The organism is Pandoraea commovens (genome assembly GCF_024704525.1).
GTDB classification, from domain to species: Bacteria; Pseudomonadota; Gammaproteobacteria; order Burkholderiales; family Burkholderiaceae; genus Pandoraea; species Pandoraea commovens.
Window position 1 is genome coordinate 4,954,542 of the sequence record NZ_CP102780.1, and the last position, 22,281, is coordinate 4,976,822.

The window sequence follows — 22,281 nt, forward strand, 5'->3', positions numbered from 1 at the left end:
TCGCTACGTTATTTGTCTTCGACTTGCAAAATGGCAAGGAACGCTTCCTGGGGAATTTCAACGCTCCCCACCTGCTTCATGCGCTTCTTACCTTCCTTCTGTTTCTCGAGCAGCTTCTTCTTACGCGAGATGTCGCCACCATAGCACTTCGCCAACACGTTCTTACGCAGTGCCTTGATGTTTTCCCGCGCGATGATGTTCGCACCGATGGCCGCCTGAATCGCCACATCGTACATCTGACGCGGAATGATTTCGCGCATCTTCGACGCGACTTGCGCACCACGACGACGGCTCTCCGAGCGGTGGACGATGATCGACAATGCGTCGACCTTGTCGTTGTTGATCAGCATGTCGACCTTGACCACGTCCGACGCGCGATATTCCTTGAACTCGTAATCCATCGACGCGTAACCGCGCGATACCGACTTCAGACGGTCGAAGAAATCGAGCACGATTTCAGCCATCGGAATTTCATAAATCAGACGCACCTGGCGGCCGTGGTACTGCATGTCGATCTGCACGCCGCGCTTTTGCTGGCACAGCGTGACGACCGAACCGACGTACTCCTGCGGCATGTACAGATTCACGGTGACGATCGGCTCGCGAACTTCCTCGATGCGGCCCGGGTCCGGCATCTTCGCCGGGTTTTCCACCGAGACGACCGTGCCGTCGCGCTCCGTCACCTCATAAATCACGGTCGGCGCCGTGGTGATGAGGTCCATGTCGAATTCGCGTTCCAGACGCTCCTGCACGATTTCCATGTGCAGCAGGCCCAGGAAGCCGCAACGGAAACCGAAGCCCAGTGCCTGGGAAACTTCCGGTTCGTATTGCAGCGAGGCATCGTTGAGCTTGAGCTTTTCGAGCGAGTCGCGCAGGGCATCGTACTGATTGGCTTCGACCGGATAGAGACCGGCGAACACCTGCGGCTTCACTTCCTTGAAGCCCGGCAGCGGTGCGTCGGCCGGCTTGGTCGTGGTCGTCACGGCGTGAGTGACGGTATCGCCCACCTTCGCCGCGTTCAGTTCCTTGATACCCGAGATGATGAAGCCCACCTGACCGGCAGACAGCGATGCGAGTTGCTTGGACTTCGGCGTGAACACGCCCACCTGTTCGACCAGATAGCTGGAGCCCGTGGCCATCAGGTGAATCTTTTCCTTCGGCTTGAGCGTGCCGTTGACCACGCGCACCAGCATGACCACACCGACGTAGCTATCGAACCACGAGTCGATGATCAGGGCTTGCAGCGGCGCGTTGGCGTCGCCCTTGGGCGGCGGCACCTTGGCGATCAGCGCTTCGAGCACGTCTTCCACGCCCAGACCGGTTTTGGCCGAACAGCGCACGGCGTCGGTCGCTTCGATGCCGATAACGTCTTCGATCTCCTGAATCGCGTTTTCCGGCTCGGCCGACGGCAGATCGATCTTGTTGAGCACCGGCACGACTTCCACGCCCAGCTCGATGGCGGTGTAGCAGTTCGCAACGGTCTGCGCTTCCACGCCCTGCGAGGCGTCGACGACGAGCAGCGCGCCTTCGCAAGCGGACAGCGAACGGCTCACTTCGTACGAGAAGTCGACGTGTCCCGGCGTATCGATCAGGTTGAGGTTGTAGACCTTGCCGTCGCGTGCCTTGTATTGCAGCGCGGCGGTCTGTGCCTTGATGGTGATGCCCCGCTCGCGCTCGAGATCCATCGAGTCGAGGACGCGAGATTCCATTTCACGATCGGACAAACCGCCGCTCAGCTGGATGATGCGATCGGCCAGGGTCGATTTCCCGTGGTCGATGTGGGCGATGATCGAAAAATTGCGAATATGGTCCATGAGGCGGGGCTATAGAAAAGTCGGTGCCATCGGATTCGGCTCGGCAGCGACTTTCGAGAGAATCGGCAAACACGACATTTTAGCCGAAAGCGCACCGATTCCGTCCGGAATCGAAGGCATCGCAGCCGTATAGCCGAAATAAGTGGGATTCAGTGGAAATGATGGTCTGGTGCTGGTTTCGTTCTGGGCATCCGGGCCGGACGAAGCGTCAGCCCCGGGGAAAAACAGTGGCGACAGCGTCGACGTCGAAACGATACCGGCACAGCTCACGCTCGCCCAGAGCAAGCACCGGCACGATCTCGTCGTACTTCGCTTCGAGCACCGGATCGCTGTCGACGTCGATCACCGTGACCGAGAAATCCCACGCCGGACGCATCGCTTCGAGCGCCGCAAGCATGTCATCGCACAGATGACACCACTTGCGGCCATAGAGCGTGAGCGCCGGCGCGGTCATGGGCTGGATTACTTGTTGCCCGGCGCACGCGGGCGCAGCGGCACGAACTGCGTTGCATCGCCACGGCGCACCAGGATCGGCACCAGACGCTTCGGATCGAGCGCCTTCACCACGTCCTCGAACTGCTTGGCGTTGGCGATATCGGCGTCGCCCACGCGCAGAATGATGTCACCCTGCTGGAGCCCCGCACGGCCCGCCGGGCCTTCCGCCAGTTCGACCTGCACGCCGCCACGCAGCTTCAAATCCTTCTTCTGCGCTTCGGTCAAATCGGAGACGACCAGACCCAACGCGTTCGGATGCGGCGCTTCGGCACTGCCGCCCTGGGCCTTCGATGCCTTGGGCGTATCGGTATCCGCCTCGGCAATCGTGATCTTCAGATCCTGATTCTTGCCCTTGCGCAGAACTTGCAGCGTTGCGCTCGAACCCGGCTTGGTCTCGCCGACCATGCGCGGCAGGTCCGTTGCGTGATCGACCGGACGGCCTTCGAACTTCATGATGATGTCACCCGGCTGCACGCCCGCCTTCTCGGCAGGGCTACCCGGCTCGATGCTGCGCACCAGTGCACCCTGAGCACGCGGCAAGCCCAGCGAATCGGCCACGTCCTTGCTCACTTCGCTGATCGCCACGCCGATACGGCCGCGCACGACCTTGCCCGTCTTCTTGAGCTGATCGACCACGCGCATCACTTCGTCGATCGGAATCGCGAACGAAATGCCCATGAAACCGCCGGTCTGGCTGTAGATCATTGAGTTGATGCCCACGACCTCGCCACGCATATTGATGAGCGGGCCGCCGGAGTTGCCCGGGTTCACGGCCACATCCGTCTGGATGAACGGCAGGTAATCGCCCGTGTCACGGCCCTTAGCCGACACGATGCCCGCCGTTACCGTATTTTCGAGACCGAATGGCGATCCGATCGCCACCACCCACTCGCCCACGCGCAGCTTGTTCGAGTCGCCGACAGGCACCGTCGGCAGATCCTTCGCTTCCACCTTGACCACCGCGACATCGGTACGCTTGTCCGCGCCGACCAGTTTCGCCTTGAACTCGCGCTTGTCGGTCAGGGTGACGTAGATACTGTCCGCGCCGTCGACCACGTGCGCGTTCGTCAGAATGTAGCCGTCGTTCGAGACAATGAAGCCCGAACCCACGCCGCTGTTCTGCTCTTCGTCCGGCTGGGGCTGGCCACGCTTCGGCGTGCCGCCCTTCGGGCCCGGCTGCTGAGGCATGGGCACGCCGAAGAAGCGGCGGAACAGCTCGGCCATGTCGTCGTCCATACCGGGCGGCAAGCCACGCTGATTGCGGCTAACGCGCTCGGTCGTCCGAATGTTCACGACGGCGGGGCCGACGCGATCGACGAGCTGAGTGAAATCGGGAAGGTTGCTGACAAGCGGTGCGTTCGACGTCGTCGATCCGCCGCTCGGTGCCGAGGCCGGCGCAGCAAAGGCGGCGGGGGCTCCCGCCAATTGGGCGGCAATGGCGCCGCCGAGGATGACACGAAGCAGGAGAGTCTTCTTCATTGGAAGATCGTGGTGCGCGAAAGTCTCGGAATCCCTGAGGGCAGTCCGGCACCCGACGCTGCGTCGCGTCACGTCTGCCTCGCTGCCCGGACCGCACCGTTACCGGTTGCGGCCCACCCGACAGCCGGTCACTTCGCCGGCTGTTTGTACTCGATGCTGGATGCGAACTGTTGCAGGGTGGCCTGCGGCACTTCGCCGAGCAAGGTCAGCCAGAAGTCGCCATAGCGCTTGATGAGGATGTTCGTCGCTCCGGCGCTACCGTGGCCTTCCTTGCGCTCACGCGTGGCCGGCTCGATAAACACCGAAAGTCCGGCCATGCCGTCGGAATATACCACCTGCTGGACTTCCAGCGGTTTGCCGTCAGCCGTCGAGCGCATCGTGCGACGCACTTCCCGCACGGCCTTGAATCCCGGCACCTTCTTGTCGACGTCGATGCTCCAGCCCGCGTCCGACAGACGCGTCGTCGCAATCTGCGGCTTCACGACATGCCAGCCGTGCGTCGCCTGAATCGCGTGAACGATTCGCGCCTTCTCGCTCGGCACACCGATAGAGATTTGCGAGAACGCCGCCTGCTCCAGCAGGTGACCTTCGGCATCGAGCGTCTGCGCACGCAGCAACAAGCCCGTATTGCGATCGGCCCACAAGCGATAACCGAAACGGTAATCGTCCTTCGGCGTGAGCTCGATCACCATGCAGTCGAAGCCCGCCATCCGTTCGTTCGGCAGCAGTTTCGGCGCGTAGTAGTCGAGCACGTCGCGATTGGGCGTCGCAAGCAATGCGGGGAACGAATCCTTGCTCTCGCGCTTTTCCTGGAAGACGGTCTTCTGCTCGGGAATCAGCGTGTAGACGTCTTCGTTCTGACGAAGAATGCGGCGCTGACGTCCGTCGAGCGTCTCCAGTTCTTCGTACTCGTTACCTTTCTCGGCGAAGTGACTGATCTTCGACGAACGCATGGTCGAGCCACGCTGATACACGAAGGTGCCGATGTAGTTTTGCGTTTGCGCCGCTCGGTGGATCTTGTTGAGCCACGCACTGACTTCGCGCTTCTCGACCAGCGGGTCGGTGGACGCGGAAGCCTGCGCCCACGCCTGCGTTTGCAGGGTGCTCGCCAGCAGGAATGCAAACAAGAAGAAAGTGCGCCCGAAGGGCGCACGCGGCAAGGATTCGATACTCAGGCGCTGCATTTATTCGTCCGCTTGCGCCGAGGCTCGCATGTAAGGGGAAACGCTCTGACCGATCGGGGCCGGCGCGTATTGCTGGTGAGCCGCAAGATATTGGTCGAGACGCGCGTCGCGCAGCACGATCACATCGTTCGGCGCACCCGCACCATTGGCGGCCACAGCGGCTTGCGGCTGCTGCGACAGCGCCACACGCGTGAGGCTGGAACCGCTGGCGACCGGCGCTGCGGTCTGGGCGAGCACCTGCGGTTGCGAACCACCTGCCGGATGATCCTGCAGACGCGGCACCACGACCCACGACAGTGCAGCGACTGCAGCGGCGGCGGCGGCCGTCGGCAGGACGCGGCGAACGCGCAGGAAAGGATTGATTCGCGTGACACGCGAGCCGGTGGCTTTTGCACCCGCAGCTGTCGCTGCCTGAGCATCGGCCAGTGCGGCTGGCGCGAGCAGGTGCGGCTCGGCTTCGAGGCGTGCAGCGAAGGAGGCCATAAAGGCAGACTCCGAACGCGGCAGCGTCAGTTCATCGGAACGCAGTGCGTCCCCGATCAGATGGTAGTCGTCCCACAGAGGCCGGCCCGAGGTGTCAGCCTCGTCCAGCAGGGCGGCCAGTTCGTCCGGATCGAATTCCCCGTCCATCAACGCGGAAATCCGCTCGGCTTGCAGCCCCCGCTGCGTTTGTACCGTCGCTGATCCCATGATATCCCCCAACGAAAATAACTTTCCCGGCGGCGCGCTCACCAGCGCTTACCGTCAGGCGTGTCCAGCAGCGGCCTGAGCCGGCTGGCAATCGCTTCACGCGCCCGGAAAATTCGCGAACGGACCGTTCCGATCGGGCACCCCATGGCTTCGGCGATCTCTTCGTAGCTCAACCCTTCGATTTCTCGCAGGGTAATTGCCGTTCGAAGTTCATCGGGCAAAGCCTCCATCGCTGTGTTGACCGTTTGAGCAATCTGCTTGCTCATCAGCATCGACTCAGGCGTGTTGATATCCCTTAGTTGATCGGCCTCGGCAAAAGTTTCAGCTTCTTCAGCGTTCGCTTCAGTCGAAGTCGGTGCACGACGTCCCTGGGTCGCCAGGTGGTTTTTCGCCGTGTTGACAGCAATACGATACAACCAGGTATAGAACGCCGACTCGCCGCGAAACTGCGGCAAGGCGCGGTAGGCCTTGATAAAGGCCTCCTGCGTCACATCCTCGACCTCGGCGGCGTCGCGCACGAGCCGCGATACGAGGCGGATGATCTTGCGGTGATATTTCGCGACCAACAGCTCGAAGGCGGCTTTGTCGCCTTTCTGCACGCGCTCGACGAGCGCCTGGTCGATTTCTCGTTCACTCACCTGATATGGATCCGTATTTTCTCTGGCTGCCGGGCCCGAACGGGCCCAATTGCACCGTGGCAGCACTGACCACCACGGCTGGAAGTGTCTTTGACGCCGCACGCCCGGGCACACTCACCGGAGCGTGGGTCAGCGGGACGGGACGCCTGCGGGGCGTCCCGCGAACTTAGACTCGCTGGAAGACCAGCGTGCCGTTAGTCCCGCCAAATCCGAAAGAGTTCTTCAACGCGACATCAATTTTCATGTCACGGGCCGTATTTGCGCAGTAGTCGAGGTCGCAAGCCGGATCCTGATTGAAGATGTTGATCGTCGGCGGCGACTTCTGGTGATGAACGGCCAACACGGTGAACACCGACTCCAGGCCGCCTGCACCGCCCAACAAGTGGCCGGTCATCGACTTGGTCGAATTCATCACCACGTTCTTGGCCGCATCGCCCATCAGGCGCTTGACCGCGACCGTCTCCGCGATATCGCCCAACGGCGTCGACGTGCCATGCGCATTCACGTAGTTCACCGTGTCGGCGTTCAGGCCAGCGTCGCGCAACGCGTTCGTCATGGCACGCAGCGCGCCGTCGCCGTCTTCACACGGTGCGGTCATGTGATACGCGTCGGCGCTCATGCCGAAGCCTGTGAGTTCGGCGTAGATCTTGGCGCCGCGCGCCTTGGCGTGCTCGTACTCTTCGACCATCATCACGCCAGCGCCTTCGCCCAGCACGAAGCCGTCGCGATCCTTGTCCCACGGACGGCTGGCCGTCGCCGGGTCGTCGTTACGCGTGGACAGTGCGGTCATCGCAGCGAAACCGCCGATACCCAGCGGCGACACCGTCGATTCGGCCCCGCCGGCGAGCACGGCATCCGCGTCGCCATACTGAATCATGCGAGCGGCCTGACCGATACAGTGCAGACCGGTCGTGCAAGCCGTGACGATGGCAAGGTTCGGGCCCTTCAGGCCGTACTTGATCGACAGGTGGCCGGAGATCATGTTGATGATCGAGCCCGGCACGAAGAAGGGAGAAATCTTGCGCGGACCGCCCTTGATCAGATCGTCATGCGTATCCTCGATCATCGGCAGACCACCGATCCCGGAGCCAACCAGCACGCCCACGCGCTCTGCGTTCTCTGCGGTGATTTGCAGGCCGCTATCCTCAAACGCCTGAATGCCGGCTGCCAGACCGAAATGGATAAACGTATCCATACGGCGAGCTTCCTTGGCCGACAGATACTTCTCTGTCTCGAAGTTTTTGACTTCGCCTGCGAAGCGAACTTTGAACTCGCTCGCATCGAACTTCGTGATGTTGGCGATGCCCGAACGGCCCGCGACCAGATTCTCCCAACCTTCGGCAACAGTGTTGCCGACCGGCGAGATCAGGCCCAGACCGGTAATGACGACGCGACGACGACTCACGATACTCCCCTTCTTCTGCTGGGTCATACAAAACAAAAGCCACAGAGGCGACAAGGTCCGACCCTGCGCTCCCTGCGGCTGACAGGCACGCCCGACGCCAGGAGCCGGTCGGCATCCCGGCCAATCAGGCTATCCGTACGAATTACGCCTTCTTCTGCGACGAGGCGAAATCGATAGCTTGTTGCACGGTGGTGATCTTTTCTGCTTCTTCGTCCGGGATCTCGATCTCGAACTCTTCTTCCAGGGCCATCACCAGCTCAACCGTATCGAGCGAGTCAGCGCCGAGATCGTTCACGAAGCTGGATTCGTTCTTAATGTCGGCTTCCGCGACGCCAAGTTGTTCGGCGACGATCTTCTTGACGCGTTGCTCAATGTTATCCATTCAAACCCTCCGGGGTAGTTAGTTCAGACAAGTGCGCGCATTTTAACAGGTTTGCCAAGCAAAGTTAGCATGCGCCAAATAATGTTCAATGTCGCGCAAAATCATGCAATCTCACCGCAATTTGCGCACATCTTCCTTAATTCATGAACATGCCGCCGTTCACGTGAAGCGTAGTGCCGGTGATGTAACCTGCCTGCGGAGACGCGAGGAACGCCACCGCATTGGCGATATCTTCCGGCGCGCCCAGACGGCCCAGCGGAATGCGTGCCTTGAGCGCTTCGTGCTGTGCTTCACCCAGCGCCTTGGTCATATCGGTGTCGATAAAACCGGGGGCCACACAGTTGACCGTGATGTTTCGGCTGCCGATCTCAGCGGCCAACGAGCGCGACATGCCCGACACGCCCGCCTTCGCGGCAGCGTAGTTGGCCTGCCCCGGGTTGCCTGCGGAACCGACGACCGACGTCACATTGATGATCCGGCCGCTACGCGCCTTCATCATCGGCTTAATGACAGCGCGCGACAGACGGAAGATCGCCTTGAGGTTCGTGTCGATCACATCATCCCACTCGTCGTCCTTCATACGCATCGCAAGGTTATCGCGGGTGATACCGGCGTTATTGACGAGGATGTCGAGTTTGCCATGTTGCTTGAGGATGTCGTCCAGCGCTGCGGCCACGCCTTCGGCGTCGGTCACATTCAGGACAATGCCCTTGCCCGCGACACCGGCTTCTGCGAAATACGCATCGATGCCTTGCGCTCCGGCTTCGCTGGTGGCGGTACCCACGACCATCGCACCCTGGCGAGCCAGTTCGAGGGCGATGGCACGACCGATGCCGCGCGAGGCGCCGGTCACCAGCGCCACGAGGTTTTCGAGTTGCTTGCTCATGAAAGAATTACCCTTGCCTATGGCTTACGAGAGTTGGGCGCGCACGTCGGCCAGCGAGGCCGGATCGGTGATTGCCAAACCCGTGAGATTGCCGTCGATGCGCTTGGTCAGGCCGGTCAGCACCTTGCCCGGACCGCACTCGACCACTTGCGTCACGCCTTGCGCGGCGAGCCACTTCACCGATTCGACCCAGCGCACCGGGGCGGCCGCCTGACGCACCAGCGCGTCCTTGATGCGAGCCACGTCGGTTTCGACCGCCACATCCACGTTATTGACGAGCGGGACCTGCGGCGCGTTAAACGTCACGCTCGCCAGATACTCGCGCAGACGATCCGACGCAGGCTTGAGCAGCGACGAATGGAACGGTGCGGACACCGGCAGCACGAGCGCGCGCTTGGCACCCGCAGCCTTAGCCAGCTCGCAGGCCTTCTCGACGCCCGCCTTAGCACCGGCGATCACGACTTGCGCCGGGGCGTTGAAGTTGACGGCCTCGACCACGCCCGCCGCCGACGCTTCAGCGCAGACGGTGCGAACGGTGTCGTCGTCCAGACCGAGAATCGCCGCCATGCCGCCCTGACCGACCGGCACGGCTTCCTGCATGGCTTGCGCGCGGAAACGCACGAGCGGCACGGCGTCCTTGAATGCGATGACGCCAGCGGCCACCAACGCCGTGTACTCACCCAGGCTGTGGCCAGCGACGAAAGCCGGCGTTGCGCCACCGTCAGCCAGCCACGCGCGGTACATCGCGTAGGCGGCGGTGAGCATCACCGGCTGTGTGTTGGTCGTGAGGTTCAGTTCTTCGGCGGGGCCAGCGGCGATCAGCTTGGCGATATCCTGCCCGAGGGCGTCCGAAGCTTCGGCAAGCGTTTCGCGCACGACGGCGTTGTCCGCGAATGCGTCGAGCATGCCCACCGATTGGGATCCTTGTCCCGGGAAAACGAAAGCGAATGTCATAGCGGCTGGTTTTACAGTCAGATTCAGAAACATGGCGGCGCATCTTAGCGCGCCGCAACGACACGCAAGAGAGCCTTCTCACGCGTTTCGCTTACACCACACTTCACAACGTGCGGCAGGTTCGCGTGGTGCTCCGGCGCCGGGACGTTCACATGCGGAAAAGCACCGCGCCCCACGTAAAGCCACCACCCACGCCTTCGATCATGACGTTCTGGCCAGCTTTGATACGACCGTCGCGAACCGCGACGTCGAGTGCGAGCGGAATCGATGCCGCGGAAGTATTGCCGTGCTGGTCGACGGTCACGACCATTTTCGCTTCGGCACCCAGCTTGCGGGCGGTGCTCGTCATGATGCGCAGATTGGCCTGATGCGGAATCAGCCAGTCGATCGCCGACGCTTCCAGCCCAGCCTTCTCGAGAGCCTCGTGAGCCACCTTTTCGAGTACCTTGACGGCCAGCTTGAACACCGCCTGACCATCCATATAAAGGAACGCCTCACCCTGCACCGCGCCACCGCTCACATTGCCCGGCACACAGAGGATGTTCGAGTGACTGCCGTCAGCGTGCAGCGCGCTCGACAGAATGCCCGGCTCGCTGGACGCTTGCAGCACGACCGCACCGGCGCCGTCGCCAAACAGCACGCACGTCGTACGGTCGTTGAAATCGAGAATGCGCGAGAACGTTTCCGCACCGATCACCAGCACGTTGCGGTAGGCACCCGAGCGAATGAAGTTGTCGGCCGTCGCCATCGCGTAGGCGAAGCCCGAGCACACAGCCTGAATGTCGAACGCGGCGCAACCGTTGGTGATGCCGAGCTTGTTCTGCACGAGGCAAGCCGTACTCGGGAACACGAAATCGGGTGTGGACGTGGCCACCATGATCAGGTCGATCTGGTCGGCGCTCAATCCCGCCATGTCGAGTGCGCGCTTGGCGGCTTCCACCGCCATATCGCTGCTCGTCTGGTCGGGCGCGGCGAAATGGCGCGCCTGAATGCCGGTACGGGCGACGATCCACTCGTCGCTCGTCTCGATGCCTCGGGTGGCAAGCTCGTCTGCCAACTGCTGATTGGTCACGCGTCGTGCCGGCAGGTAGCTGCCGGTGCCGACGACACGGGAATAAATCGCGGACTGGGTCATCTTATGGTCGGTTAGCGCACCGGGGCGGGACCGGCTTCAGAGCGCCGGAATGGCGCTCGCCGGCTTGTTGTCCTGGAGCTGGGTCTGATTCTCTTGCATGGCATGCGACAGACGGTCAAGCACACCGTTGCGAACTGCATCATAGCCGCGTTTGATGGCCCATTCAAACGAGTAGGCATCGGCGGAACCGTGGCTCTTGATGACGAGCGCACGCAACCCGAGCAACGCAGCACCGTTGTAACGGCGATGGTCGACGCGGTTCTTGAAGCGAGTGAGAATCGGCAATGCGATGACGGCAATCACCTTCGTCCACCACGTACGGGTGAACTCTTCGCGGATCATTTCGCCGAGCATCTGTGCCAGGCCCTCGGAAGTTTTGAGTGCAACGTTGCCGACGAAACCATCGCAGACGACGATATCCGTCGTACCGCGATAAATGTCGTTGCCTTCCACGTTGCCGTAGAAATTCAGCGTGGAGCCGCGCAGCAGCTCGCCCGCCTGCTTGATGACGTCGTTGCCTTTGATGACTTCTTCGCCAATGTTGAGCAGGCCGATCGACGGACGTTCCTTCCCATCGACCGCTGCGACAAGCGCGTGGCCCATCTCGGCGAATTGCAGCAGGTGAGTCGGTTCGCAGTCGACGTTGGCGCCCAGATCGAGCATCGTCGTGTAGCCACCCTTCTCGTTTGGCAGCACCGTGGCAATTGCCGGGCGCTCGATACCGGGTAGCGTCTTGAGGACGTAACGCGAGACGGCCATCAGCGCACCGGTATTCCCGGCGGACACGCAGGCCTGCGCGCGCGCTTCCTTGACCAGATTGAGCGCCACGCGCATCGAAGAGTCTTTCTTCTTGCGCAGCGCGGTCTCGACCGAGTCGTCCATGGCGACGACTTCACTCGCATTGACGACGGACAGGCGCGGGTGATCCGTCACACGCAGCTTCGCGAGCTGCGCGTTGATGATCTCCTGCTGCCCGACCAGCACAAGTTCGACATCGTCGGTGGATTGCACGAAGCGAACCGAAGCCGGCACCGTCACCGATGGGCCGTGGTCTCCGCCCATACAATCGATCGTCAGGGTGACTGTCATGTCGACGTGATTGGCTTGCGGTACAGGTAACAAAAAAAGCGGCAGGATGAGTGCCGCTTTTGCCACATCGGACGATCAAACAGCGCCATGATGGGCGCGTATCGCCTTGAGGGCCGAATTATTAGTCGTTCTTGGTCTTGATGACCTTGCGACCACGGTAGAAACCGTTCGGCGAGATGTGGTGACGCAGGTGCGTCTCACCCGACGTCGGTTCGACGGCGGTCGACGGTGCGGTCAGGAAATCGTGCGAACGGTGCATGCCGCGCTTCGACGGCGACTTCTTGTTCTGTTGAACGGCCATGATAACTCCTCAAAATATCGCGAAATTTTAACACAGTTCGAGCGCCGCCCTACGGTGTCGGCCTGTCGGCCCGACCTGTGCGACTAACGCAAACATGTACTTTGGTGAGCCGGAAATCCGGCCGCACATTACTTTCCGTCCTTGTCCGGCGAGCGCTTGAGCGCTGCCAGCGCCGCGAACGGAGACGGCTTATCCTCTTCTTCGGGCTCCGGAGCCGGCGCTGCCAACCCGTCGCTTCCGGTAGCCAGACTATCGTGAACACTCGGACAAACCTCATGTTTCGGGACGATAGGCAAAGCCAACAGCAATTCTTCTTCGATCAGCTCGCGCAAATCGAAATGTTTGGAGCCGACCAGCGCTTCGAGTTCGTCTTCATCGAGAGGACGCGCTTCCGCAGCGGCTTCGTCAGTCACGATCTCGAACGTCGTTTCCGAGTCGAGCGACTCCTCATAAGGCGTGAGGCAACGTTGGCATTCGAGCCACATCGGGCCTTCGACCGTGAGCGTCAAAAACTGCTTCACGGTGGGCTTACCATCCGCGCGCAGCACGGGCTTCTCCGCCCCTTGCGCACGCCAGTGGAACACGCCCTCAGCCCGCCCCGATGCCGAGACTTCGGCTGGCACTTCGGTTACCATGCGCGGCAATGCCGCAAGCTGCACGTCACCTTCCGCCACCCGGCCGGTACGCGCGAATTCGAACAGATCGACGATATATTCGTTCATCACGCTCATCCTTGCCTTGGCGCATCTGACCGCATTCATGTCCCCTGCCACCCGCAGCGCCCTGATTCGACGCCACTTTCAGACGTTTGAACCGGTGTCGCGCAGGCTGGCGAGACCGAGCGCCAGATTGCAAAAGCCGTGAATTCTAAATAGTTTTTCGTTTCTCGTCAAACACTTAAACCCGATGACCGCACAGCCCCTGCCATCGCTGATCCTGGCCTCCGGATCACGCTATCGCCGCGAACTGCTCGAGCGCCTGCGCTTGCCGTTCTCGGTCGACGTCCCGGACATCGACGAAACGCCCGCCGCTGGCGAAACACCGCACGACGCCTCGCTGCGGCTGGCCCGCCAGAAGGCACAGGCCGTCGCTGCCCGCCACCCTGACGCCGTCATCATCGGCTCCGATCAGGTCGCCACCTTCGAAGGCCGCCAGATCGGCAAACCCGGCAATTTCGAGAACGCCATGACGCAACTGCGTGACATGCGCGGCAAGGTGGTCGAGTTCCACTCCGCCCTGTGCGTCTACGACGCCCGCAACGGCGAGAGCCAAGCCAAAGACGTCGTAACGCGAGTGAAGTTCCGCGAGCTGCCCGATAACGTCCTGGCCGCCTACCTTCGAGCAGAAACGCCCTATGACTGCGCAGGCAGCGCCAAATCCGAAGGCCTCGGCATCATGCTGCTCGAAACCATCGAAAACGACGACCCCACCGCGCTCATCGGTCTCCCGCTGATTGCGCTCACGACCATGCTGATGCATGCCGGCATCGCCCTGCCCGGCCCCGGCGTGGCACCACAGGGGAGCGCAGCATGAGCGGCACGCTGTATCTGATTCCCAACACGCTCGGCACGAGCACCCGAGGCGGGCTGCCGTCCGTGTTGCCCGAAGAGGTCCGCACGGTGACCGCCGGGCTGAAGTACTTCGTCGGCGAACAGGCCAAGAGTACCCGTGCCTTTCTGAAACTGGTGGGCGTCAGCACGCCGATTCAGGAAATCGACATCCGCGAACTGAACGTCAATACGCCTGATGCGGCTGTCGATGCGCTGCTCGCGCCCATTCTGGCGGGCGCAGATGGCGGCCTCGTGTCGGAGGCCGGTTGCCCGGCGGTCGCTGATCCGGGGGCGCTGCTGGTGCGCCGTGCCCATGAAAAAGGCGTGCGGGTGGTGCCGTTCGTCGGCCCCAGCTCGATTCTCCTCGCCCTGATGGCCAGCGGACTTAACGGCCAAAGCTTCGCTTTTCACGGCTATTTGCCGACGGATGCGGGCGAGCGCACCAAGCGTCTGCGTGAGCTCGAACAGCGCTCACGCAAGGAAAAGCAAACGCAGATCTTCATCGAGACCCCGTACCGCAACAAAGCGATGCTCGACGCCCTACTGCAAAGTTGCGACGCCTCCACGCTGCTTTGCGTGGCCGTCGATGTCACGCAGGATGCGGAGCAAATCGTGACGCACCGGGTCAAGGGATGGCCGCAAGCCAGCGTCGAACTGCATAAACGGCCTGCGATTTTCCTGTTTTTGGCGCAATAACGGGACGTAAACAAGAAAACCCCACGGAAGTCCGGCTTCCGTGGGGGTTTTCCGTTCTTACCATTGCGCAGTCTATCGATGGACGGCGCAGCGTAACAATTACTTCATCGTCACCGCGGTGCCCATGAGCATCGTCTTCATCGCTGCCGCGCCCACTGCGGCGCCAAAGCGTCGCGCCATACGTTCGGGCAGGTTTTCCTTGACGGTGTAGTCGACCAGATCGGGGGCCTTGAGCACATCGCGCGCCACGGAGTCGACCGTACCCAGGCCGTCGGCCAACCCTAGCTCGACGGAGCGCTGCCCCGTCCAGAACAGACCGCTGAAAAGATCAGGATCCTCCTTCAGACGGTCGCCACGTCCCTTCTTGACCGCCGTGATGAACTGCTGGTGCACTTGTTCGAGCATGTCCAGCGCGTACGTCTTCTGCTGATCGGTCTGCGGCGAGAACGGGTCGAGGAAGCCCTTGTTGCGGCCCGCAGTCAGCAGACGGCGCTCCACGCCCAATTTGTCCATCAACCCGGTGAAGCCGAAGCCGTCCATCAACACGCCGATGGAACCGACGATGCTCGCCTTGTCGACGTAAATCTTGTCGGCGGCAGCCGCCACGTAATAGCCGCCGGACGCGCACATTTCCTCGACCACGACATAAATCGGCTTCTTCGGATATTTGGCACGCAAACGAGCGATATCGTCGTAAATCATGCCCGCCTGCACCGGACTACCGCCGGGACTGTTGATGCGCAGGATCACGCCGGCAGCCGATTTGTCTTCGAACGCCGATTCCAGCGCCGCGTTGATCTTCTGCGCGCTCGCCTGACCGTCAGCGGCAATTTCGCCGTTCAGCGTGACGAGCGCAGTGTGCTTGCCCGCAGTCGATCCGACAGATGTCGTACTGCCACCGTCGAAATCGAAGATCGACCACACGGCAAAGGCAATGATCGCCAGGATCAGCAGACGAAAGAAGATCTTCCAGCGTCGCGCAGCACGTTGCTCGCGAATGCCAGCCATCAAGACCTTTTCCAGCATTTCGCGCTCCCACGGCTTGACCTCATGGGGATCGCGACCCGCACCGGACGCCTGTGGCGAACGCCCGCCAGGTGGCGTGAAACCGGGTTCGGAGCGCGGCGAATCGGGCGGCAGGGAGTCGGCCATACGTTATCCAGAGACTTGGGTGAAAGACGAGACAGGCGAGACAGACATTGGACCGCTCAGCAACGTTTGAAGTAACTTAGCACCGGATGCGGATGTTTTGTCAGGAGGTTGACGTTTCGGGCGCCGCGATACCGGCCTCCGGCCACCAGACGACGGTCGTCGGCGCGCCGGGCTCGCCCGATGCAGCAGGCTGTTCCTCGACGCGCACCGGCTGCAATGCCCCGCCCCGGCACGGCCCGCCAACGCAAAGCCCGGTATCGGGCTCGTACGTCGCACCGTGCGTTGCGCACATCAAGTATAAGCCGCCCGTCTCGAAGAACTGTCCCTCGGACCAGTCCATCTCCATCGGCACGTGGGCGCACTGATTGAGATAGCCGTAGACGCGGCCGTCGTAACGAATCACGAAAGCCGGCGTGGGCCGTCCGCCGACGAGCACCTCGAAGCGAACCCCGAGCCCGCCGTCTTCCAGTGCATTGCCCGGACAAATCGGCAGCGGCATCGTGGGATGTGCGGCTTCGCTCACACGCGCTCCAGCAACCAGTCGCGCAGCTCGGCTACGCTGCCTGCACAATATGCGGGTTCGAGCGCAACCAGTTGATCGCGCGGATGCGCGCCACCGTAGGCCACGCCCACGCCCGCCGCGCCAGCACTGCGCGCCATCTGCAAATCGTGTGTGGTGTCGCCGATCATGACGGTACGGCGCAGATCCTGACCGAGTTCGCGCGTCAGCTCTTGCAGCATGGCCGGGTGCGGCTTCGAAAATGTCTCATCGGCGCAACGGGTCGCGTCGAACATCCGCATCAGACCGGCGGATTCCAGCGCCCGGTTCAGTCCGACCCGAGATTTCCCCGTCGCCACGGCGAGGAAACGGCCTCGTGAGCGCAATTCGTCGAGCAGTTCGCGAACGCCCGGGAACAGCACCGTCTCCTTATCACCTATCAGATAGTGAAAACGATAGCGCTCGGACAGACGCGGATAGTGCGACGGGTCGAGCGAGGGCACGGCCATTTGCAGCGCGTCGCGCAACCCGAGGCCAATGACGTGGCTAGCCAACTCGTCCGTCGGCACCGGCAACCCGAGGTCCCGGCAAGCCGCCTGGATGCAGCGGGTGATCGTGGGCGTCGAGTCCATCAACGTCCCGTCCCAGTCGAACACGACCAGGTCAAATTCAGGGCTTGGCATCAGCGGTGGTGGTTCGAAGTTGATTCAGGAATTGCTCACATTCTGGCGGCAACGCCGCTTCCAACGCAATCGGCGTGTCCAGCACGGGGTGCGTGAACTTCAGCCGATAAGCGTGCAGGAACATCCGCTTGATACCGGGACGAACGCCGGGCCGCGCCAGATTCTTGTTCAGCGTGAAGTCGCCATATTTGTCGTCGCCAACAATGGGCGTACCGCAATGCGCCAGGTGAACCCGGATCTGATGGGTGCGCCCCGTTTTCAGTTCCGCTTCGAGCAATGTATAAGGCGGATAAGATTCCACCATGCGGAATACGGTGTGTGATGCCTGCCCGTCTTCCTGCACCCGCACCCGGCGCTCACCCTCGGCGGTGACATACTTATATAGCGGTGCCTTGACCGCGCGTTTGGGGTCTCGCCATTCGCCCGTGACGCAGGCGAGATAGCGCTTGTCCATCCGGTTGTGACGGATCTGTTCATGCATGCCGACCAGCGCCGCTCGCTTTTTCGCGAGCAACAGAATGCCGGACGTCTCGCGATCCAGCCGATGCACCAGCTCCAGGAACTTCAGCTGCGGCAGCGCCTGACGCAATTGCTCGATCACCCCGAACGACACCCCGCTGCCACCGTGCACGGCCACACCGGCCGGCTTATCGATGGCCATGAGGTAGTCGTCTTCGAACAGGATGGGGAAGGTGGCGGCCGGGACATGGGCCTTTGCCTCGGGGTCGGGCGTGGCCATCCGGACCGGCGGAATGCGGACGATATCGCCGATGACAAGTCGATAGGCTGCGTCTACTCGCCCTTTGTTTACGCGGACTTCCCCGCTACGCAGAATGCGATAGACGTGGCTTTTCGGTACCCCTTTGCACTCACGCAACAGGAAATTATCGATACGTTGACCGGCCGAACCATCGTCAACCTCGACGAGACGAACCTGCGGTGCGGACGCCGGCGCAACCATTTTCTGCCGACTTTTGCCTAACTCATTCATTATGAATATAATTTGTCCGACAGAGATGGCGGTAGCGGGAATCATGCCAAATCCCCACCTCTGTCGGTGCATACCCCAAAACGGTATTTTACTTGCACCCCGGGCAGGCTGCTCGTCCGGTGACCCTGGAGCAGCGAGCGCACGCACGTCACGCAGCGACGGCAGGAAGTGGGCCCATAGGCCGCTTCGGTCGAGCGCGTGTGACGCGGATAGAGTTGGTGGTTATAGAATTTTTTGGCGATCAGCCCGGACTGCATTGTCCGAGCTGATCGCTTTGTGAATATCGTTCGCGCAAAAAGTCGAAGTGAGGCGCCGTCACAAGAAGAATAAGTGTCGGCAGGCGCCCCGAGAAAACGCTGATGAAGTTTCTCGTCCAGTTTCTATTGGTATGGACTGCAAGCCCGAAGTGATCCGCGCCGAGCCGGTGTTTTCCGGCGGCCCGGCGGATCCGGGTGAGCGCGAAAACGTATTCCTGGCGCCATAGCGTCCGTCGGCCTCATCGCCCGGACCCCCCGGCAATTCTTCCACTCCCGGCTCGAACCTCGCGTGTTGGATAACTCGAGTGATACGTGCCCGACGCACTGCGCATTGGCAACTGCGGCGGGTGGGAGTCGTTTTCATGAAACGCATGTTGTTTAACGCCACGCAGCAGGAAGAACTGCGCGTGGCAATCGTCGATGGGCAAAAACTCATCGACATCGATATCGAGACTGCCGGACGCGAACAGCGTAAAGGCAATATCTACAAGGGTGTCATCACCCGTATCGAACCCTCCCTCGAAGCCTGCTTCGTCAACTACGGCGAAGGCCGCCACGGCTTCCTGCCGTTCAAGGAAGTCGCCCGCGCGTACTTCCGCGAAGGTGCCGATGTGCGCAATGCGCGCATTCAGGACGCCCTCTCCGAAGGCCAGGAACTCATCGTTCAGGTCGAAAAGGAAGAGCGCGGCAACAAGGGTGCAGCCCTCACGACGTTCATTTCCCTGGCTGGCCGCTATCTGGTGCTGATGCCTAACAACCCGCGTGGCGGTGGTGTTTCGCGTCGTATCGAAGGCGAAGACCGTCAGGAACTGCGCGAGACGATGGGCCAGCTCGAACTGCCCGAAGGCATGAGCATCATCGCCCGCACCGCAGGTATCGGCCGCTCGGCCGAAGAACTGCAGTGGGACCTGAACTACCTGCTGCAACTCTGGCACGCCATCGAAGGCGCGTCCCACAACATCGAATTGCCGCGCGATTCGGCCCTGATCTATCTCGAATCGAGCCTGGTCATCCGCGCCATCCGCGACTATTTCCAGCCGGATATCGGTGAAATCCTCATCGATACGGAAGAAATCTCCGAACAAGCACGCAACTTCATGCAGGTGGTCATGCCCGATCACCTCAACCGCGTGAAGCAGTACCGCGACGACGTGCCGCTGTTCTCCCGTTTCCAGATCGAACATCAGATCGAGACGGCTTACTCGCGTCAGGTGCCGCTGCCCTCGGGCGGCGCGATCGTGATCGATCACACCGAAGCGCTCGTTTCCATCGACGTGAACTCGGCGCGCGCGACCAAGGGCGCCGATATCGAAGAAACCGCCCTGCGCACCAACCTGGAAGCCGCCGACGAAGTCGCGCGCCAGTTGCGTCTGCGCGATCTCGGCGGTCTGATCGTGATCGACTTCATCGACATGGAGTCGGCCAAGAGCCAGCGTGAAGTCGAACAACGTGTGAAGGATGCGCTCAAGCACGACCGTGCACGCGTCCAGATGGGCAAGATCTCGCGTTTCGGCTTGATGGAGCTGTCGCGTCAGCGTCTGCGTCCGTCGCTGTCGGAAGGCACGCACGTGACTTGCCCGCGCTGCAACGGCACCGGCCACATCCGCGATGCCGAATCGTCGGCACTGCAAGTCCTGCGCATCATCCAGGAAGAGGCAATGAAGGAGCACACGGCAGCGATCCACTGCCAGGTGCCGGTCGAAGTCTCGGCGTTCCTGCTCAACGAAAAGCGTCAGGAAATCAATAAGATCGAAGCGCGCTTCAAGGTTGGCGTGCTGCTGATCCCGAACAAGCACCTCGAGACGCCGCATTACAAGCTGGAGCGCCTGCGCTTCGACGATCCGCGTCTGGATGCCCCGAAGGCCAGCTACGCGCTCGCCGAAGAGGCTGCACGCTCGCTGGAAGAAGATCCGGCCGGCTACAGCAAGAAGAAAGAAGATGCGCGTCCGCGTCAGGAAGCCGCAGTCAAGGGCATCACGCCCGAGCAACCGGCACCGGCCGCACAACCGCGCCCGGAACCTGTCGCCGCGACCGCACCGGCCGCAGCCGCACCGGCCACCGGTGGTTTCTTCGGTTTCATCAAGCGTCTGTTCGGTATCGGCGCTGCCGCGCCCGCACCGGTCAAGGCCGAAGAGCCGACCAAGCCGACGGCACGTCCGCCGCGCGAGCGCCATGAGCGTCCGCATCAGCAAAACCGCAATCGCCGTGGCAATGCCCGCGACGAGAACAAGTCGGGCAAGGACAACGCCGGCCAGCCGGCGCGTGAGGGCCGTGAGGGCCGTGACGGTCGTGGCGCACGTCCGGAACGCGCAGAACGTGCGGACCGTGGTGAGCGCAATGAACGCAACGAACGTGGCGACCGTAATGAACGCCAGGAACGCCAGGAACGTCAGGAAGGCCGCGACAAGCGCGAGCGCGACGACGTCCAGCGTCAACCGGCTCAGGACGTGCGTGCCGAGGAGGGTCGTGAGCCGCGTGAAGGCCGCGAACGTGGCAGCCGTCGTGAACGTGGCGAGCGTCGTGATCGTCGTCAGGCTGAAGGGGCCGAAGGCCAGCAAGCCGTGACGCAACGCGCAGTCCCGGCAGCACCGCTGAACGCCGAGCAGGAAGAACTGGATCAGGATCGTCTGACGGCTCAGGTCGAAGGCGCGCCGCAAACGGGTGAAGAAGGCGAGCAAGGCGGTGAAGAGCGTCGCCGCAGCCGTCGTCGCGGTCGTCGTGGTGGCCGTCGTGAGCGCGAAGCCGGTGAATCGCAACTGAACGCCGACGGCGAGCAAGTCGAAGGCGAAGCCCTGGAAGCAGTCGAAGGCACGCGTGCACCGGTGTTGACGGACGAATCCGCCGAGAACGCGGCGACCGATGCCCTGGTCCGTGCGACGACGCCGGCCATTCCGGCACCGGCCGCACCGCTGGCTCACGCAGAACCGACGCCGGTACGCGCCGCGCCGGTCGAAGCCCCGGCACCTGTCGCCACGGTGACGGAAGCCGCCCCGGCCGCAACGCCGGAAGTGCCGTCGCAGTCGGTTTCGGAGCCGATTTCGGAACCTGTCACGCAAGCCCTGACGATCGCACCGGTCGCACCGGTCAACGTCGCACCGCTGCCGACCGCTGAAGTGGCTGCCGCACCGATCGTGCCGCCGGTCAGCGCTCCGCTGCCGGTCGCGACGCCAGCCCCGGCTCAGCCGACGGTTCCGGCCGAAGCCCTGACGGAGATTGCCGCCACGGCAGCTGCGTCGAGCGCTCCGGCAGAAGCCGCACCGGCTCCGGTCGCCGAATCGGCTCAACCGACGACGCAAGCGCCGACGCAATCGACGCCCCCGGCACCGGTCCAGATGGTCGAAACCGCCAAGCCGGTGGAAGTCGCACCGGCCCCCGTTGCACCGGCAGCCCCTGCGGCACCGGTCGTGATGGAAGCCGCTGCTGCGGTGACGGAAGTCGTGACGCAGAAGGCTGCCCCGGTGGCGGTGGCCCCGACGCTGGAGCGCGGCGCGCTGGAATCGACGCTGGAAAGCGTGGGTCTGGTCTGGGTCCATACGGACGCCGACAAGCACCGTGCCGCCAAGGAAGCCGCTGCGCAGGCAGCACCGGCACCGCACGTGCCGCGTGAACGCCGCCCGTCCACGCCGCTCAACAGCGGTCCGATGGAGCAGGTGGAAACGCACTCGACGAACCACACTGCTTAATCAAGTGACCGGGTGACCGGACGGCGCGGGACGTCGATCTCATATGACGTCGGGGCGGATGCACCTCACGGTGCACCGTCCGCCCGACGGACCTGAAATCCGCGTGATGCCAGAAAAGGAGGCTTCGGCCTCCTTTTTTCATGGTTGCGCTCTTGGGACGTTCACGTCCTTTGCAACCCCGCGTTGTCCCGACTTGTGCCCGTTTCGCCGTGCCCGTATCTTCTGCCTTAGTACAGGTTTGACGTCTCACAACGAAGGCCCCGGTACCGATATCCGATGCCCCGATCGCTAAGATCGGCTGAATTGGGCCGACTTCGG

21 protein-coding genes are annotated in these 22,281 nt (G+C 62.3%); 3 read left to right on the top strand and 18 right to left on the bottom strand.

Annotated elements, in window-relative coordinates:
* Window positions 1-8: 8 nt before the first annotated feature.
* From lepA to NTU39_RS22360, 14 genes are all read right to left on the bottom strand, one after another.
* Entirely contained in the window at window positions 9-1,814 is a 1,806-nt protein-coding gene (lepA, locus tag NTU39_RS22295) for a translation elongation factor 4 (RefSeq protein ID WP_039401215.1), read from the bottom strand.
* A gap of 208 nt (window positions 1,815-2,022) precedes the next feature.
* A complete protein-coding gene (locus NTU39_RS22300) occupies window positions 2,023-2,268 on the bottom strand; it encodes a glutaredoxin family protein (RefSeq protein ID WP_150664488.1) in 246 nt (81 codons plus the stop codon).
* A gap of 8 nt (window positions 2,269-2,276) precedes the next feature.
* Window positions 2,277-3,788, bottom strand: a complete 1,512-nt coding sequence (locus NTU39_RS22305; protein ID WP_150664489.1) for a DegQ family serine endoprotease — start codon at window positions 3,786-3,788, stop codon at window positions 2,277-2,279.
* A gap of 128 nt (window positions 3,789-3,916) precedes the next feature.
* A complete protein-coding gene (locus NTU39_RS22310; protein WP_039401223.1) occupies window positions 3,917-4,972 on the bottom strand; it encodes a MucB/RseB C-terminal domain-containing protein in 1,056 nt (351 codons plus the stop codon).
* Window positions 4,973-5,662, bottom strand: coding sequence for a sigma-E factor negative regulatory protein (locus tag NTU39_RS22315; protein WP_257958599.1), 690 nt, complete (start codon window positions 5,660-5,662; stop codon window positions 4,973-4,975).
* Window positions 5,663-5,700: 38 nt separating this feature from the next.
* The gene (gene rpoE, locus NTU39_RS22320; RefSeq protein ID WP_010805230.1) at window positions 5,701-6,300 is read right to left on the bottom strand and encodes an RNA polymerase sigma factor RpoE; all 600 of its coding nucleotides are present in this window, start codon (window positions 6,298-6,300) and stop codon (window positions 5,701-5,703) included.
* Between the two features lie 166 nt (window positions 6,301-6,466).
* Window positions 6,467-7,705, bottom strand: a complete 1,239-nt coding sequence (fabF, locus tag NTU39_RS22325; RefSeq protein ID WP_150664491.1) for a beta-ketoacyl-ACP synthase II — start codon at window positions 7,703-7,705, stop codon at window positions 6,467-6,469.
* 142 nt (window positions 7,706-7,847) lie between these two features.
* Entirely contained in the window at window positions 7,848-8,087 is a 240-nt protein-coding gene (gene acpP / locus NTU39_RS22330) for an acyl carrier protein (RefSeq protein WP_039401228.1), read from the bottom strand.
* Window positions 8,088-8,223: 136 nt separating this feature from the next.
* Window positions 8,224-8,973 (bottom strand): 3-oxoacyl-ACP reductase FabG, encoded by a 750-nt coding sequence (gene fabG, locus NTU39_RS22335; protein ID WP_257958600.1) that lies wholly within the window; start codon window positions 8,971-8,973, stop codon window positions 8,224-8,226.
* Window positions 8,974-8,997: 24 nt separating this feature from the next.
* Window positions 8,998-9,927 carry an ACP S-malonyltransferase gene (fabD, locus tag NTU39_RS22340; RefSeq protein ID WP_257958601.1) on the bottom strand — a complete coding sequence of 310 codons (930 nt, stop codon included), beginning with the start codon at window positions 9,925-9,927 and terminating at the stop codon, window positions 8,998-9,000.
* Between the two features lie 148 nt (window positions 9,928-10,075).
* Window positions 10,076-11,062: a beta-ketoacyl-ACP synthase III gene (locus NTU39_RS22345; RefSeq protein ID WP_039401236.1), complete on the bottom strand. Its 987-nt coding sequence runs from the start codon at window positions 11,060-11,062 to the stop codon at window positions 10,076-10,078.
* Window positions 11,063-11,098: 36 nt separating this feature from the next.
* Window positions 11,099-12,151: a phosphate acyltransferase PlsX gene (gene plsX / locus NTU39_RS22350; protein ID WP_257958602.1), complete on the bottom strand. Its 1,053-nt coding sequence runs from the start codon at window positions 12,149-12,151 to the stop codon at window positions 11,099-11,101.
* Between the two features lie 121 nt (window positions 12,152-12,272).
* Window positions 12,273-12,452 carry a 50S ribosomal protein L32 gene (rpmF, locus tag NTU39_RS22355; RefSeq protein ID WP_023594409.1) on the bottom strand — a complete coding sequence of 60 codons (180 nt, stop codon included), beginning with the start codon at window positions 12,450-12,452 and terminating at the stop codon, window positions 12,273-12,275.
* A 128-nt stretch (window positions 12,453-12,580) separates the two neighbouring features.
* Window positions 12,581-13,183 carry a YceD family protein gene (locus NTU39_RS22360; RefSeq protein ID WP_150664494.1) on the bottom strand — a complete coding sequence of 201 codons (603 nt, stop codon included), beginning with the start codon at window positions 13,181-13,183 and terminating at the stop codon, window positions 12,581-12,583.
* A gap of 175 nt (window positions 13,184-13,358) precedes the next feature.
* Here NTU39_RS22360 and NTU39_RS22365 point away from each other — a divergent pair, with 175 nt between their 5' ends.
* On the top strand, window positions 13,359-13,985 hold the full coding sequence (locus tag NTU39_RS22365; protein WP_257958603.1) for a Maf family nucleotide pyrophosphatase: 627 nt from the start codon (window positions 13,359-13,361) through the stop codon (window positions 13,983-13,985).
* A complete protein-coding gene (locus tag NTU39_RS22370; RefSeq protein ID WP_150664496.1) occupies window positions 13,982-14,698 on the top strand; it encodes an SAM-dependent methyltransferase in 717 nt (238 codons plus the stop codon). The genes NTU39_RS22365 and NTU39_RS22370 overlap by 4 nt, the downstream gene beginning before the upstream one ends.
* Before the next feature lie 99 nt (window positions 14,699-14,797).
* On the opposite strand, the gene NTU39_RS22375 is transcribed toward NTU39_RS22370, so the two are convergent.
* From NTU39_RS22375 to NTU39_RS22390, 4 genes are all read right to left on the bottom strand, one after another.
* Window positions 14,798-15,850, bottom strand: coding sequence for a S49 family peptidase (locus NTU39_RS22375; protein ID WP_150664497.1), 1,053 nt, complete (start codon window positions 15,848-15,850; stop codon window positions 14,798-14,800).
* Window positions 15,851-15,950: 100 nt separating this feature from the next.
* Window positions 15,951-16,349: a Rieske (2Fe-2S) protein gene (locus NTU39_RS22380; protein WP_150664606.1), complete on the bottom strand. Its 399-nt coding sequence runs from the start codon at window positions 16,347-16,349 to the stop codon at window positions 15,951-15,953.
* A gap of 20 nt (window positions 16,350-16,369) precedes the next feature.
* The gene (locus NTU39_RS22385) at window positions 16,370-17,032 is read right to left on the bottom strand and encodes an HAD family hydrolase (protein ID WP_039401249.1); all 663 of its coding nucleotides are present in this window, start codon (window positions 17,030-17,032) and stop codon (window positions 16,370-16,372) included.
* Window positions 17,019-18,023, bottom strand: a complete 1,005-nt coding sequence (locus tag NTU39_RS22390) for an RluA family pseudouridine synthase (protein ID WP_150664607.1) — start codon at window positions 18,021-18,023, stop codon at window positions 17,019-17,021. The genes NTU39_RS22385 and NTU39_RS22390 overlap by 14 nt, the downstream gene beginning before the upstream one ends.
* 619 nt (window positions 18,024-18,642) lie before the next feature.
* Between NTU39_RS22390 and NTU39_RS22395 the strand changes: the two genes are divergently transcribed.
* Entirely contained in the window at window positions 18,643-21,963 is a 3,321-nt protein-coding gene (locus NTU39_RS22395; RefSeq protein WP_257958605.1) for an Rne/Rng family ribonuclease, read from the top strand.
* Window positions 21,964-22,281: the final 318 nt, after the last annotated feature.

Coding starts and splice junctions, on each gene's coding strand:
- lepA (WP_039401215.1), bottom strand. CDS start 1,814: ATGGACCATATTCGCAATTTTTCGATCATCGCCCACATCGACCACGGG.
- NTU39_RS22300 (WP_150664488.1), bottom strand. CDS start 2,268: ATGACCGCGCCGGCGCTCACGCTCTATGGCCGCAAGTGGTGTCATCTG.
- NTU39_RS22305 (WP_150664489.1), bottom strand. CDS start 3,788: ATGAAGAAGACTCTCCTGCTTCGTGTCATCCTCGGCGGCGCCATTGCC.
- NTU39_RS22310 (WP_039401223.1), bottom strand. CDS start 4,972: ATGCAGCGCCTGAGTATCGAATCCTTGCCGCGTGCGCCCTTCGGGCGC.
- NTU39_RS22315 (WP_257958599.1), bottom strand. CDS start 5,662: ATGGGATCAGCGACGGTACAAACGCAGCGGGGGCTGCAAGCCGAGCGG.
- acpP (WP_039401228.1), bottom strand. CDS start 8,087: ATGGATAACATTGAGCAACGCGTCAAGAAGATCGTCGCCGAACAACTT.
- fabG (WP_257958600.1), bottom strand. CDS start 8,973: ATGAGCAAGCAACTCGAAAACCTCGTGGCGCTGGTGACCGGCGCCTCG.
- fabD (WP_257958601.1), bottom strand. CDS start 9,927: ATGACATTCGCTTTCGTTTTCCCGGGACAAGGATCCCAATCGGTGGGC.
- NTU39_RS22345 (WP_039401236.1), bottom strand. CDS start 11,062: ATGACCCAGTCCGCGATTTATTCCCGTGTCGTCGGCACCGGCAGCTAC.
- plsX (WP_257958602.1), bottom strand. CDS start 12,151: ATGACAGTCACCCTGACGATCGATTGTATGGGCGGAGACCACGGCCCA.
- rpmF (WP_023594409.1), bottom strand. CDS start 12,452: ATGGCCGTTCAACAGAACAAGAAGTCGCCGTCGAAGCGCGGCATGCAC.
- NTU39_RS22360 (WP_150664494.1), bottom strand. CDS start 13,183: ATGAGCGTGATGAACGAATATATCGTCGATCTGTTCGAATTCGCGCGT.
- NTU39_RS22365 (WP_257958603.1), top strand. CDS start 13,359: ATGACCGCACAGCCCCTGCCATCGCTGATCCTGGCCTCCGGATCACGC.
- NTU39_RS22370 (WP_150664496.1), top strand. CDS start 13,982: ATGAGCGGCACGCTGTATCTGATTCCCAACACGCTCGGCACGAGCACC.
- NTU39_RS22375 (WP_150664497.1), bottom strand. CDS start 15,850: ATGGCCGACTCCCTGCCGCCCGATTCGCCGCGCTCCGAACCCGGTTTC.
- NTU39_RS22380 (WP_150664606.1), bottom strand. CDS start 16,349: ATGCCGCTGCCGATTTGTCCGGGCAATGCACTGGAAGACGGCGGGCTC.
- NTU39_RS22385 (WP_039401249.1), bottom strand. CDS start 17,032: ATGCCAAGCCCTGAATTTGACCTGGTCGTGTTCGACTGGGACGGGACG.
- NTU39_RS22390 (WP_150664607.1), bottom strand. CDS start 18,023: ATGAATGAGTTAGGCAAAAGTCGGCAGAAAATGGTTGCGCCGGCGTCC.
- NTU39_RS22395 (WP_257958605.1), top strand. CDS start 18,643: ATGAAACGCATGTTGTTTAACGCCACGCAGCAGGAAGAACTGCGCGTG.